Origin of the sequence: Mesorhizobium sp. LNHC252B00, from assembly GCF_000502955.1 — a bacterium.
Lineage (GTDB): Bacteria > Pseudomonadota > Alphaproteobacteria > Rhizobiales > Rhizobiaceae > Mesorhizobium.
The window spans coordinates 255,371-268,619 of the sequence record NZ_AYWO01000002.1 but is presented as its reverse complement, the minus strand read 5'-3'; the positions used below and the strand labels follow the sequence as shown (position 1 = coordinate 268,619).

Below are 13,249 nucleotides of genomic sequence, written 5' to 3'. Positions count from 1 at the left end.
GCGTTCCGCGACGCCAAGCGCGTCTAGCGTTTCAGCACATCGACGCCGGGCAGCGGCTTGCCTTCCATCCATTCCAGGAAGGCGCCGCCGGCGGTCGAGACATAGGTGAAGTCGTCGGCGACACCGGCATGGTTGAGGGCCGCCACCGTATCGCCGCCGCCGGCAACGGAGACCAGCTTGCCGGCCGCGGTGCGCTGAGCCGCGTGCTTGGCCGCCGCCACCGTCGCATGGTCGAAGGGTGCGATCTCGAAGGCGCCGAGCGGGCCGTTCCACACCAGTGTCGCGGCGCGGTTGATCCATTCGCCGATGGTCGTCACGGTTTTGGCGCCGACATCGAGGATCATGCCGTCGGCCGGCACGTCCGAAATGGCGACGGTCTCGCAGGCCGCGCCTGCCTTGAATTCCTTGGCCACGACGCCGTCGACCGGCAGGATGATGGCGCAGCCGGCCTCGGCCGCTTCGATCATGATCTGCTTGGCGGTCGTGGCGAGATCATGCTCGCACAGTGATTTGCCGACATCGGTGCCGCGCGCGGCCAGGAAGGTGTTGGCCATGCCGCCACCGATGACCAATGCGTCGACCTTCTTCACCAGGTTCATCAGCAGGTCGATCTTGGTCGAGACCTTGGCGCCGCCGACGATGGCAACGACGGGACGGACCGGATTGCCCAGGCCCTTCTCCAGCGCTTCGAGCTCGGCCTGCATGGTGCGGCCGGCAAAGGCCGGCAGTAGATGTGCCAGCCCCTCGGTCGACGAATGGGCGCGGTGCGCGGCGGAAAAGGCGTCGTTGACGAAGATGTCGCCATTGGCGGCAAGCTTTTCGGTGAAAGCCGGATCGTTCTTTTCCTCGGCCTTGTAGAAGCGGGTGTTTTCAAGCAGCAGCACATCGCCCTCGCTCATGGCGGCGACGGCGCTTGCCGCGGTACCGCCAACGCAGTCGCTGGCGAAGCCTACGGGGCGGCCGAGCACGTCGGCCGTCGCCTTGGCGATCGGCTCCAGCGAAAATTCAGGCGAAGGACCATCCTTGGGCCGGCCGAAATGGGCAAGCAGGATGACCTTGGCGCCCTTGCCGGACAGTTCGGCGATGGTCGGTGCAATGCGTTCGATGCGGGTAGCGTCGGTGACCTTGCCTTCGGCGACAGGCACGTTGAGGTCGACGCGCACCAGCACGCGCTTGCCGCTGATGTTGCCGATATCGTCGAGTGTCTTGAAGGCGGCCATGCGGGTTCCTTTCGCGAAAAATCGGGCGACCATACCCCGCGCCAACGATGATGCAAGGCTTAGCCCGGGTTCGAAACGAATTTTTGAAGCCGGCACGATTTCGTGCCGCGGGCGGATGAAGGGCAGCGTCGGCAACCGAAGCTGTCAGTTTCCGGGCGCCGCCTTTTCGGGCGCGGGTTCCGGGGTAGGCATCTCGTCCGCGCGCGCCTCGTCCGCTCGCGTCTCGGTAGGCTTGCGCCAGTTGCGGATGAAGGTGGAGAGACGGTCGGCGATTTCGCCAGCGCTGAGGAAAACCGGCACCCGGGCAACCGGCGCGGTCGGTTCAAAGGAAAGGCCGAGGCCCGTGATCTTGCCCTTGTCGTCGACGTCGCGAACGATCAGTTCGATCGGGCCGATCAGCACCCGGTCGGCATATTCGGCATGGCCGCCGAGCCGCGCCGTGACCAGCGCGCCAACGGTCATTTGCTGCTCCACGTCGGTGAGCCCGGGCGCATAGGCTATTTCCAGTTCGGCGGCAGAGCGTGCAGGATCGACGGCGAAAGCGCCGAAGAAATCGGCGTCCTCGGGATCGACCACGGCGCGGCTGGCGAACAGCTTGTCCAGCAGGCGCGGATAACGGTCCGGCACGAAGATGTAGACCTGGTCGCCGGCGGCGAGCCGGCCCATGTCCTGGAAGCGCATCGAGCGACCGTCGCGCAGCACTAGCGAGGGCCGGGCCCAGCGCGGGATTCGCTCGCCGCGCGCTACCGGGCTGCCGGGTGCGACGCGATAGGCAAGAAGTTCGTGATGGGCCGAGCCCGGCAGTTCCAGCTCGACCTTGTCCAGCGGTCCAAGGCGGGCCGGCACGATCAAACCGAGGCGGCGGGCCAGCGGCCCGACCGTCCAGCCCTGGATGACCAGCGACACCAGCACGATGATGAAGGCGGTATTGAAGATGACGCGGCCGTTTTCCAGGCCGCCGAGCAGCGGGGTGATGGCGAGCAGGATCGACACCGCGCCGCGCAGGCCAACCCAGGAAACGAAGGCGACCTCGGGACGCGGCAGACGGAACGGGACCAGGCAAAGCCAGACCGCGATCGGCCGCGCCACGAACATCAGGAAGAGGCCGAGCAGCACTGCCGGCACCATGATGGCCGGGAACTGCGACGGCGTCGCGAACAAACCAAGGATCAGGAACATGATGATCTGCGCCAGCCAGGACATGCCGTCCTGGAAACGCTTGAGGATGGTGACGGCGCGGATGTCGGAATTGCCGGCGATGAGGCCGGCGAGATAGACCGCCAGGAAGCCGGAGCCGCCAATGGCGCCGGCCGCGGCAAAGACCATCAGGGACAAGGTCAGCACGAAGATCGGCAGCAGGCCGTGGTCGAGATTGAGCCGGTCGACGAGGCGCACGATCGCGAGGCCGCCGAGCACGCCGACGACGGCGCCGAGGCCCATGTTGAGAAGGAAGCCGAGGAACAGGCTGGTGACCAGGACATTGGTCTCGGGGTTGGCGTTAGCGGCGATGACCTCGACCAGAGTGATGGTCAGGAAGATGGCAATCGGGTCGTTGGTGCCGGATTCCACCTCGAGCGTCGAACGCACGCGTTCGCGCAGATTGATCTCGCCGGCGCGCAACAGGAAGAACACGGCCGCGGCATCGGTGGAGGCGACGGCGGCGCCGAGCAGGAAGGATTCCAGCCAGGTGAGGTGGAGCAGATAGTGGGCGGCGGCGCCGAACAGGCCGGTGGTGACAAGCACGCCGAAGGTTGCCAGCGACAGCGCTGGACCGGCGGCCTGCCGCAAGGCGTTGAGTGGAGTGCCGAAGCCGGAATCGAACAGAATGACGGCCAGCGCCAGTGAGCCGGCAAAATAGGCGATGCGGGCATTGTCGAACTGGATGCCGAGACCGTCGGTGCCAGTGGCCAGGCCAATGCAGAGAAACAGGAGCAGAAGCGGGGCGCCGAAGCGGAAGGCGATCAGGCTCGAAAAGGCGGCGGCGACGACAAGCGCTGTACCGACCAGCGTGACGAGATAGATCGCGTGCTCCATCCGTGATTTGCCCCTCGAATTCCTCTTTCTCTCGCTTCACGGCAGAGTGGGGCGAAGACATGACCAGTGCAAGGCAGCGGGGTGGTTTTTTGCCTATGCCGCTGATTTTCGGATGTTTTGGCGCTCAGGACCCCAATTGTGAAGGCGCAAGGCGCACTCATGAAAAACGCCCGGACGAAGCCGGGCGTCTCACGTCTCGAGAAGATGGGTCCGCGATCAGGCGATGGTCTTGCCGAAGGCGACTGCTGTATCGCCCATGCGGTTGGAAAAACCCCATTCGTTGTCGTACCAGGACAGCACCGAAACGAAGTTGCCGTCCATCACCTTGGTCTGGTCGAGCGCCACGATCGAGGAGCGCGGATCGTGATTGAAGTCGATCGAGACGTTCGGGTGATGGGTGACGCCGAGGATACCCTTCAGCTTGCCGTTGGAAGCGGCGATCACTGCGTCGTTGATCTCCTGGACGGTGGTCGCACGCTTGGCGATGAACTTGAAGTCGACGACAGAGACGTTCGGGGTCGGCACGCGGATCGAGATGCCGTCAAGCTTGCCCTTGAGGTCGGGCAGCACGAGGCCGATCGCCTTGGCGGCACCGGTCGAGGTCGGTATCTGCGACAGGGCGGCGGCGCGGGCGCGGTAGAGATCCTTGTGCATGGTGTCCAGCGTCGGCTGGTCGCCTGTATAGGAATGGATGGTCGTCATCATGCCCTTTTCGATGCCGACCGTCTCGTGCAGCACGGCTGCCAGCGGCGCCAGGCAGTTGGTGGTGCAGGACGCATTCGAGATGATGATGTGGTCCTTGGTCAGCTGGTCGTGGTTGATGCCGTAGACCACGGTGAGGTCGGCGCCTTCGGCCGGGGCCGAAACGATGACGCGCTTGGCGCCGGCGGTCAGATGCGCGGCTGCCTTGTCGCGGGCGGTGAAGATGCCGGTGCATTCGAGTGCGATGTCGATGCCAAGTTCCTTCCACGGCAGCTGCGTCGGATCCTTGATTGCGGTGACCTTGAACGTCTCCTTGCCGACGGTGATCTGGTCGCCGGACACCGAGACTTCATGCGGGAAGCGGCCGTGCACGCTGTCGTAGCGCAAGAGGTGCGCGTTGGTCTCGACCGGGCCGAGGTCGTTGACTGCGACGACGTCTATGTCCCTGCGGCCGGATTCATGGATGGCGCGCAGGATGTTGCGGCCGATGCGGCCGAATCCGTTGATGGCAACTCTGACGGTCATTATTCTCTCCCTGGGAGCTGGACGGCAGACGATGGGTCCGCAGTTTCATAGCGGCGGAAGCGGAAAGAATCCAGCCGCAGCGATGTGGATTTAAATCGATTAGGTTGGGCCAGCCCGGCGAAACCGCCTTGCGCGATTTCGCCGGCTTTGAACCAACCTACTTGGCATGCAGGCGGGCTTCCGCCGCGTTGGCCGCAGCTTCGGCGGTGATGCCGAAATGCGGATAAAGCTGTTCGATGCTGCCCGAAGCCCCGAAACCGGTCATGCCGATGAAGATGCCGTCGGAGCCGATCAGATGATCCCAGCCCTGGCGGATGCTGGCTTCAATCGCCATCTTGACCGGCGCGTCGCCGATCGTCGCCTTTCGATAGTCGGCGCTCTGCTGGTCAAACAGCTCGAAGCAAGGCACCGAGACGACGCGTGTGGGATGACCATGCTTTTCAAGCAGGTCGCGGGCACCGAGCGCGATCTCGACCTCGGAGCCGGTGGCGAAGATCGTCACCGCCGCCTCGCCGCTGGCTGCGGCCAGTTCATAGGCGCCCTGGCTGCTCAGGTTCCTGGCAACGAATTCGTTGCGCACCGTCGGCAGGTTCTGGCGGGTCAGCGCCAGCGTCGACGGCGTCTTTTCCGATGCGAGGGCGATCTGCCAGCACTCGGCGGTTTCCACCGCGTCGGCCGGGCGGAAGACATTGTGGTTGGGGATGGCGCGCAATGCGGCCAGATGCTCGACCGGCTGGTGGGTCGGGCCGTCCTCGCCCAGACCGATGGAGTCATGGGTCATGACGAAGATCGAGCGGATGCCCATCAGCGACGCCAGCCGCATCGACGGACGGGCATAGTCGGAGAAGCACAGGAAAGTGCCGCCATAGGCGATGAGGCCGCCATGCAGCGTCAGGCCGTTGATCGCGGCCGCCATGCCGTGCTCACGGATGCCGAAGTGGACATAGCGCTGGCCATAATCGTCTGATGTGATGTTCTTGGTCTGGCTGGTTTTGGTGTTGTTGGAGCCGGTCAGGTCGGCGGAACCGCCGATGGTCTCGGGCACGGCGCCGTTGATAATTTCCAGTGCCATCTCGGACGACTTGCGGGTGGCGACCTTCGGCTTGTCGGCCGAGAGCTTCTTCTTGTAATCGGCAATGACGGCGTCGAAATCAGACGGCAGCTTGCCGCTGATGCGGCGCTCGAACTCGGCCTGCAGCTTCGCGTCGGCCTTGGCGAGGCGGCCTTCCCAGTCGGTGCGCGCCTTGACGCCGGCCTTGCCGGCGGTGCGCCAGGCGTCGAGGATGTCGGCCGGGATCTCGAAGGGCGGCGAATCCCAGTTGAAGAACTTGCGCGCGCCGGCGATCTCGTCGGCGCCGAGCGGTGAGCCGTGCGCCTTGTTGGTGCCGGCCTTGGTCGGTGCGCCGAAGCCGATGGTCGTCTTGCAGGCGATCATCGTCGGCTTGTCGGAATGACGGGCGGCTTCGATCGCATAGGCGATGGCTTCCGGGTCGGTGCCGTCGATGTGGCTGGCATTCCAGCCGGAGGCCTGGAAGCGGGCGACCTGATCGGTGTTGTCGGACAGCGATACCGGACCGTCGATCGAGATGTTGTTGTTGTCCCAGAAGACGATCAGCTTGTTGAGCTTGAGGTGCCCGGCAAGCGCGATGGCTTCCTGGGAGACGCCTTCCATCAGGCAGCCGTCGCCAGCAAGCACGTAGGTGTAGTGATCGACGAGATCGTTGCCGAAGGCGGCGTTCATGATGCGCTCGCCGAGAGCGAAGCCGACCGAATTGGCGAGGCCCTGGCCAAGCGGGCCGGTCGTCGTCTCGATGCCGGTGGCATGGCCGTATTCGGGGTGGCCAGCAGTCTTCGAGCCCAACTGGCGGAAGTGCTTTATCTGGTCGATGGTCATGTCTTCGTAGCCAGTCAGATGCAGCAGCGAATAGAGCAGCATCGAGCCATGGCCGGCCGACAAGATGAAACGATCGCGGTCGGCCCAGTGCGGGGCCTTGGGATCATATTTCAGGAAGCGCGTGAACAGCACCGTGGCGATGTCGGCGCAACCCATCGGCAGGCCGGGATGGCCGGAATTTGCCTTCTCGACTGCATCCATGGAGAGAAAGCGGATCGCATTGGCCATCCGGTCATGTTGTTCACGCGACGTCATGATTCCTCCAGAAGTGGGGGTTTGGGGGCTTGGGAGAGCCCTTGAAAAGGGTGCGCGACACATAGCAGGCGCGCGCTTTTAGTCAACAAATCGGTGCACATTTGCCGGCCTTGTGATGCCGGCGGCGGGTCTACATTAGCGTTAGCAGGGGACAGTCGCGAGAGCTTTGTTGACGTTGCCTTCACCCGGTGCCTAATGTTTCCTGAATAACGCGTTCTGAACGCGAACGATTCGGTGATGGGCAGGGCACAGGAAGAAGGCCATGACCGGGGAAGCCACACTCAAGGAAGTTATCGCCAGGCTGGGAAAGGCCATCGAGGGGCTGGAAAACGCTGTCGCGGCCAAGCTCGAGCATGAGCGCGATTACTCGGAAGCCGAGGCCGAGGTGCAGCGGATGAATGCCGACCGCTCCCGGCTGGCACAGGAACTCGACAATTCCGAAGCGCGTGCCGAACGGCTGGAAGACGCCAACAAGGAAGTCTCGCGACGGCTGGTGACCGCCATGGAAACCATCCGCGCTGTGTTGGACAGGTAGGGGGCTGGACAGGTAGGCTCATGGCTCAAGTCACGGTTTCCATCGACGGCAAACAGTATCGGATGGCCTGCGACGAAGGCCAGGAAGATCATCTGATCGACCTTGCCGAACGTTTCGACCGCTATGTCTCGCATCTGAAGGACTCCTTTGGCGAGATCGGCGACCAGCGGCTGACGGTGATGGCCGGCATCATGGTGATGGACGAACTCTCGGAGCTGCAGAAGCGCGTCAAGGGCATGGAAAGCGAAGTGCTGACCTTGCGCAAGACCCGCGACGACGCCCTGACCAAGGCCGACAAGAACGACAGCGTGCTGACCAATGCGCTTGGCGCGCTGGCGCAGCGGATGGAAGACCTGACGGCGACCTTGGCGGTCAACAAGACCTGAGGCAGCGCGCACTTCGAGTTCAAACCAAAGCTCTCATCCGCTGGCGGTGCCCCCGGCAGCATGAAAATTCTCGCACTTCCGCCGACAAGAGTTTGATATTATCTCGCGGCCGCAATTTTTGCGCTAAGATGGCGATTGCCGGAGCGTGGACATGTGATGGCGGCCATGGTTTGCCGCCTCTTGCTTCTGGCGGAATCTGTTTACAGGGGAGATGTTCCATGAGCCTTCGTATCAACGATATCGCGCCGGATTTCACCGCCGAGACCACGCAAGGGACGATCAAATTCCATGAATGGATCGGTGACGGCTGGGCGATCCTGTTCAGCCACCCGAAGAATTTCACGCCGGTCTGCACGACCGAGCTTGGCACGATGGCCGGGCTTGAGGGTGAGTTCAAGAAGCGCAACGTCAAGATCATCGGCATTTCGGTCGATCCGGTTGCGAGCCACGACAAGTGGCAGGCCGACATCAAGACGGCGACCGGCCAAACGGTGCACTATCCGCTGATCGGCGACAAGGATCTCAAGGTCGCCAAGCTCTATGACATGCTGCCCGCCGGTGCCGGCGAAACGTCGGAGGGCCGCACGCCCGCCGACAACGCCACGGTGCGCTCGGTCTACGTCATCGGACCGGACAAGAAGATCAAGCTGGTGCTGACCTACCCGATGACCACGGGCCGCAACTTCGACGAGATTCTGCGCGCGGTCGATTCCATGCAGCTGACCGCCAAGCATCAGGTGGCGACGCCGGCGAACTGGAAGCAGGGCGAGGACGTCATCATCACCGCCGCCGTTTCCAACGAGGATGCGATCAAGCGTTTCGGCGCTTACGAGACCATCCTGCCCTATCTGAGGAAGACCAAGCAGCCATCCGCCTGATTGCTTCGGAACAGTTTTTGGCGTTCTCGTCGCTGCGAGCGAAATGATACTTGACTGGGTCACCCGAGCGGACAACCATGCTCCTTTCAGGTGCCGTCAGAGAAAATAGTTCCTGCTGGCCAAGCGTGGGGAAGCCGAAATTGGACGTAGCTTTGGCCAGGCCGCAGGTCAGCGGCTTCTACGACAAGCCGACTGGGGCCATTCAGTATGTCGTCGCCGACCAGGCGACGAAGCGATGCGCCATCATCGATCCGATCCTCGATTTCGACGAAAGATCCGGCGCCACGGCAACGAAGAATGCCGATGTCCTGCTCGATTTCATCAGCGAGCAGGGGCTGAGCGTCGAATGGATCCTCGACACCCATCCGCATGCCGACCATTTCTCGGCGGCGCACTATCTGAGAGAGAGGACCGGCGCACCGACGGCGATCGGCGACAGGGTCGTCGGCGTCCAGAAACTGTGGAAGGCGATCTACAACTGGCCGGATTTTCCCGCCGACGGTTCACAGTGGGACAGGCTTTTTGCCGAAGGCGAAACCTTTCAGGTCGGCACGCTTCCGGTCAAGGTGCTGTTCTCGCCCGGGCACACGTTGGCCTCGATCACCTACGTGGTCGGCGATGCCGCCTTTGTCCACGATACACTGTTCATGCCCGACAGCGGTACGGCGAGGACGGATTTTCCCGGCGGCAGTGCCGGGCGGCTCTGGCGATCGATCCAGGACATTCTGGCGCTGCCGGACGAGACGCGCGTCTTCGTCGGCCATGACTATCAGCCCGGCGGCCGCGAGCCCTTGTGGGAAAGCACGGTGGCGGCGCAGAAGGCGACCAACACCCATCTCGTCGCCGCCCGCAGCGAGGCCGAGTTCGTCGCCCTGCGCGAGGCTCGGGACAGGACGCTGCCGATGCCGAGGCTGATCCTGCATGCGCTGCAGGTCAACATGAATGGCGGACGGCTGCCGGAGCCCGAGGCGAATGGCCGGCGGTACCTGAAGTTTCCGCTGGATGGGCTGTGAGAAGTATTTTGTGCCGGGCGCGGCCGGTGAAATTGCCGATCTCCCCCGCAAGGGGGATCGGATGTCGCCCTGGCTTTCGCCAATCGCCGGCGCAAAGGTTAGACACAAAAAAGGCGGCACCAGTTTCCTGACGCCGCCGTTGTTTCATTGCCGATACTGGCTTTACGCCGCCGGTTGGGCTTCGATGGTGCGCAGCGCCTGGGTCTGACGCTTGGCGGCGGCCTTGACCGCATCCTGCACCTTCTCAAAGGCACGCACCTCGATCTGGCGCACGCGCTCGCGGCTGATGTCGAACTCGGACGACAGCTCTTCCAGCGTCAGCGGCTCCTCGGCGAGGCGACGGGCCTCGAAGATGCGCCGCTCGCGCTCGTTGAGCACGGCAAGGGCGCCCGACAGCATGCCGCGCCGGTTCTCCAACTCGTCCTGCTCGATCAGCATCTCTTCCTGGCTTTCGTGGTCGTCGACCAGCCAGTCCTGCCATTCGCCGGACTCACCTTCGCTCGCCCGGATCGGGGCATTGAGCGAGGCGTCGCCCGACAGGCGGCGGTTCATCGACACCACTTCGGCTTCGGAAACGTTCAGCCTGGTGGCGATCTCGGCGATCTGGTCGGGCTTCAAGTCGCCGTCATCGAGCGCCTGGATCTTGCCCTTCACCTTGCGCAGGTTGAAGAACAGGCGCTTCTGGTTGGCGGTCGTGCCCATCTTGACCAGGCTCCACGAGCGCAGGATGTACTCCTGGATCGAGGCCTTGATCCACCACATGGCATAGGTCGCGAGGCGGAAGCCACGCTCCGGTTCGAATTTCTTGACGGCCTGCATCAGGCCGACATTGCCTTCCGAAATCACTTCGCCGATCGGCAAACCGTAGCCGCGATAGCCCATGGCGATCTTGGCGACGAGCCTGAGGTGGCTGGTGACGAGCTTGTGCGCAGCCGTGGTGTCTTCATGCTCGGCATAACGCTTGGCGAGCATGTACTCTTCCTGCGGCTGCAGCATGGGAAAGCGACGGATTTCTTCCAGGTAGCGGCTGAGGCCGCCTTCGCCGGAAACGATACTGGGTAATGACTGGGCCATGATAGCGCCCCCTCTCTATTGGAGTGATGCCCCCGAAACGCGGCGGGCATATGACGCGAGCACCAAACGGCTCGCTCGCGACGTCAGTGGTTATACAGGAACAAAACCAGAAAAGACAGGCATTTGTTCAACACGAAACAGTGTGTCACGCTGAAGTGAACAACGCCGCTCAAGTTTTCTGGAGCAGGTTCAGAGCTTGCGAAAGCCGCATACGAGTTCCTCCATATCCCTCGGTATAGGCGCTTCGAACCTCATCGCTAGATGGGTACTCGGGTGGCGAAATGCAAGGAGCCAGGCGTGCAAAGCTTGCCGGGGAAAGGTCTTGACCTGACTTTTCAGCGGTTCGGGCAGCCGGTTGGCCTTGGTGCGGAAGGCCTGACCATAGTCTGGATCGCCGATCACGGGATGGCCGATATGCGCCATGTGGACGCGGATCTGGTGGGTGCGGCCGGTTTCGAGCCGGCACTCGACCAGACTTGCCGTGGCGAATTCCTGCTGTGTCTCGCCGAAGCGCTCCTGGACGGCAAAGTGGGTAACCGCATGGCGGGCATCGTCGCGTCCTTCCGGCACCACGGCACGGCGCACGCGATCGGCGGCGCGGCCGAGCGGCGCATCGACCTTTCCGGTCGGCCTCTGCGGTATGCCCCAAACCAGTGCCAGATAGGCACGTTCGAGATCGCCGGTCAGGCCGTGATCGGCGAAGGCTTCGGACAGCGACTTGTGGGCGCGGTCGGTCTTGGCGATCACCATGACGCCGCTGGTCTCCTTGTCGAGGCGGTGCACGATGCCGGGCCGGCGCACGCCGCCGATGCCGGAAAGACTGTCGCCACAGTGATGGATCAGCGCATTGACCAGCGTGCCGGTCCAGTTGCCGGCGCCGGGATGCACGACAAGCCCCGCCGGCTTGTTGATGACGATCAGTTCGTCGTCCTCATAGAGCACATCGAGCGCGATGTTTTCGCCTTGCGGCTCCGCCGGTTCCGGCTCCGGCATGACGACCGAGACGCTTTCACCCGGCGTCATCTTGCGCTTGGTCTCGTCGACCGGTTTGCCGTCGACGCTGACCGCGCCCTGCCTGATCAGCATCTGCACGCGGCTGCGCGACATATCCCGGCCGAGGCTTGCCGCCAGCCACTGGTCGAGGCGTTGACCGGCCGCATCCGCGCCCGCCACCAGCACGGTGGGCGCCGCCTCTATCAATTCAGGGGCCTCTTCGCTATGAGCGCTCATCGAAAACCGTTCCGGAATGTTCTGCTATGGCCATCGCCGAGGAAGACCAGGAAAAGCCGCTCGACCCCGAGGTCGAAAAGGTGCGCAGGAAACTCGTCCGCTTCGTCGGGATCAATCTCGGCCTGCTGTTCCTCGCCCTTATGGTGGTGATCGGCGCCCTTGTCTACAAAGCGCGCAACGCACCGCCGGCGAACCCGCCGCTGGCTGGCGATATCCAGACCCCCGCCGGCGAACCGATCAACGGCGATATCGTGCTGCCGGTTGGTGCCAAGGTGATCAGCCAGTCGCTGTCCGGCAATCGAGTCTCCGTCGATGCCGAGCTAGCCGACGGCAGCCGCACGATCTTCGTCTACGACATCACCGAGCGCCGCCTGATCGGGCGCTTTGCGATCCGAAACAAATGAGCGGCAGTAACGATCAGCAAGCCTCAGGCATAACCGGGTTCGCTGAACACCGCCGCGTCGCGACCGTTGCCCTGGTCGTCGCCGATTATGAGGCGGCGATCGACTGGTATGTCGAGCGGCTGGGCTTTCTGCTCATCGAGGACATCGATCTCGGCGGCGGCAAGCGCTGGGTCACGGTGGCGCCGGCCGACGGACAAGGTGCCAAGCTGCTGCTGGCCGAGGCTTCCGACGAGGCACAGAGCAGAAGCATCGGCAACCAGACCGGCGGGCGGGTCTTCCTGTTCCTCGAAACCGACGATTTTGCCCGCGACCATGCAGCGATGCTGGAGAAGGGCGTCGAATTCCGCGAAGCGCCGCGCTTTGAGGCCTACGGCACGGTGGCCGTTTTCGCCGATCCCACGGCAATCTCTGGGACCTGATCGAGCCGAAACGATAGCGCTGGGACCGGTTTTTCTGCAATGCGCTAAAGCGGCCGAACCCCAGTTGCTTTTTCCAAGCCGTCAGCCTATATCGCCGGTTCTTGAACGCGCCCATCGTCTAGCGGTCAGGACACCGCCCTCTCACGGCGGGAACAGGGGTTCGATTCCCCTTGGGCGTACCAAGGATTTCAATAAATTTTGCAGCATGCCGTCGCTCCATCCCGAGCGCCCCACCATGTGGCCGCAACCTTGAAGAGCTCGATGGCACCCGCGGCTCCAGTCTTCATTTCATTTCTCTGGCAAATATTAACGGACTCGCAACCGAGAACCTTAACTGCCCCGCAACTCGCAGGGGGTATATTAGTGCTGCCTTTAGTAGCGCAGGAGATTGAAATGCGGAAAATAATCTACCGTTTCGCCGGGGACGAGTCTGGCGCGACCGCGATCGAGTATGGCCTAATCGCGGCTCTTATCGCGCTGGCGATCATCACCGGCGCCGGCGCGCTGGGCAATTCGCTCAACGGCATGTTCACGAATATCGGCACGACGGTTAACAGCAGCGGTTCGTAAGTCGGGTACACCTTTCCGTTCGACCGCACCGGCTGGATATCCCGATTTCGACCTCCAAATGCGTAGCGTGTAGCGCCAATACCGGTCGCAGCACGCTACTTTCTGTGCTG

12 protein-coding genes, 1 tRNA gene and 1 pseudogene are annotated in these 13,249 nt (G+C 63.1%); 8 read left to right on the top strand and 6 right to left on the bottom strand.

Features of this window, described 5'->3' with window-relative positions; all coding sequences use genetic code 11:
- Positions 1–23: 23 nt before the first annotated feature.
- The 4 genes from X744_RS165385 to tkt form a co-directional block, all read right to left on the bottom strand.
- A complete protein-coding gene (locus X744_RS165385; protein WP_023757419.1) occupies positions 24–1,220 on the bottom strand; it encodes a phosphoglycerate kinase in 1,197 nt (398 codons plus the stop codon).
- Between the two features lie 144 nt (positions 1,221–1,364).
- Complete coding sequence (locus X744_RS165390) at positions 1,365–3,254, bottom strand: potassium/proton antiporter (protein ID WP_023757418.1); 1,890 nt, start codon at positions 3,252–3,254, stop codon at positions 1,365–1,367.
- A 216-nt stretch (positions 3,255–3,470) separates the two neighbouring features.
- Positions 3,471–4,481 (bottom strand): type I glyceraldehyde-3-phosphate dehydrogenase, encoded by a 1,011-nt coding sequence (gap, locus tag X744_RS165395; protein WP_023757417.1) that lies wholly within the window; start codon positions 4,479–4,481, stop codon positions 3,471–3,473.
- 157 nt (positions 4,482–4,638) lie between these two features.
- Positions 4,639–6,630, bottom strand: coding sequence for a transketolase (gene tkt, locus X744_RS165400; protein ID WP_023757416.1), 1,992 nt, complete (start codon positions 6,628–6,630; stop codon positions 4,639–4,641).
- Positions 6,631–6,892: 262 nt separating this feature from the next.
- Here tkt and X744_RS165405 point away from each other — a divergent pair, with 262 nt between their 5' ends.
- The 4 genes from X744_RS165405 to X744_RS165420 all read left to right on the top strand — a co-directional run bounded on the left by X744_RS165405 (position 6,893) and on the right by X744_RS165420 (position 9,442).
- Positions 6,893–7,165: a DUF4164 domain-containing protein gene (locus tag X744_RS165405; RefSeq protein WP_013529251.1), complete on the top strand. Its 273-nt coding sequence runs from the start codon at positions 6,893–6,895 to the stop codon at positions 7,163–7,165.
- Positions 7,166–7,185: 20 nt separating this feature from the next.
- The gene (locus X744_RS165410) at positions 7,186–7,551 is read left to right on the top strand and encodes a cell division protein ZapA (protein WP_023757415.1); all 366 of its coding nucleotides are present in this window, start codon (positions 7,186–7,188) and stop codon (positions 7,549–7,551) included.
- Positions 7,552–7,769: 218 nt separating this feature from the next.
- The gene (locus tag X744_RS165415) at positions 7,770–8,429 is read left to right on the top strand and encodes a peroxiredoxin (RefSeq protein ID WP_023757414.1); all 660 of its coding nucleotides are present in this window, start codon (positions 7,770–7,772) and stop codon (positions 8,427–8,429) included.
- 140 nt (positions 8,430–8,569) lie between these two features.
- On the top strand, positions 8,570–9,442 hold the full coding sequence (locus tag X744_RS165420) for an MBL fold metallo-hydrolase (protein WP_023757413.1): 873 nt from the start codon (positions 8,570–8,572) through the stop codon (positions 9,440–9,442).
- Between the two features lie 162 nt (positions 9,443–9,604).
- Here the strand turns inward: X744_RS165420 and rpoH are convergent, their stop codons facing one another.
- Positions 9,605–10,516, bottom strand: a complete 912-nt coding sequence (gene rpoH / locus X744_RS165425; RefSeq protein WP_023757412.1) for an RNA polymerase sigma factor RpoH — start codon at positions 10,514–10,516, stop codon at positions 9,605–9,607.
- 189 nt (positions 10,517–10,705) lie between these two features.
- Positions 10,706–11,746 carry an RluA family pseudouridine synthase gene (locus X744_RS165430; RefSeq protein WP_023757411.1) on the bottom strand — a complete coding sequence of 347 codons (1,041 nt, stop codon included), beginning with the start codon at positions 11,744–11,746 and terminating at the stop codon, positions 10,706–10,708.
- A 26-nt stretch (positions 11,747–11,772) separates the two neighbouring features.
- On the opposite strand from X744_RS165430, the gene X744_RS165435 reads away from it, so the two are divergent.
- The 4 genes and pseudogenes from X744_RS165435 (at position 11,773) to X744_RS165445 (ending at position 13,139) form a co-directional block, all read left to right on the top strand.
- Positions 11,773–12,150, top strand: coding sequence for a hypothetical protein (locus tag X744_RS165435; protein ID WP_023757410.1), 378 nt, complete (start codon positions 11,773–11,775; stop codon positions 12,148–12,150).
- A 29-nt stretch (positions 12,151–12,179) separates the two neighbouring features.
- A pseudogene (locus X744_RS01000000169230) lies at positions 12,180–12,586 on the top strand (VOC family protein).
- Between the two features lie 90 nt (positions 12,587–12,676).
- Positions 12,677–12,751 (top strand) — tRNA-Glu (locus X744_RS165440).
- Positions 12,752–12,962: 211 nt separating this feature from the next.
- Positions 12,963–13,139, top strand: a complete 177-nt coding sequence (locus tag X744_RS165445; protein ID WP_023757409.1) for a Flp family type IVb pilin — start codon at positions 12,963–12,965, stop codon at positions 13,137–13,139.
- The last annotated feature ends 110 nt before the right edge of the window (positions 13,140–13,249 follow it).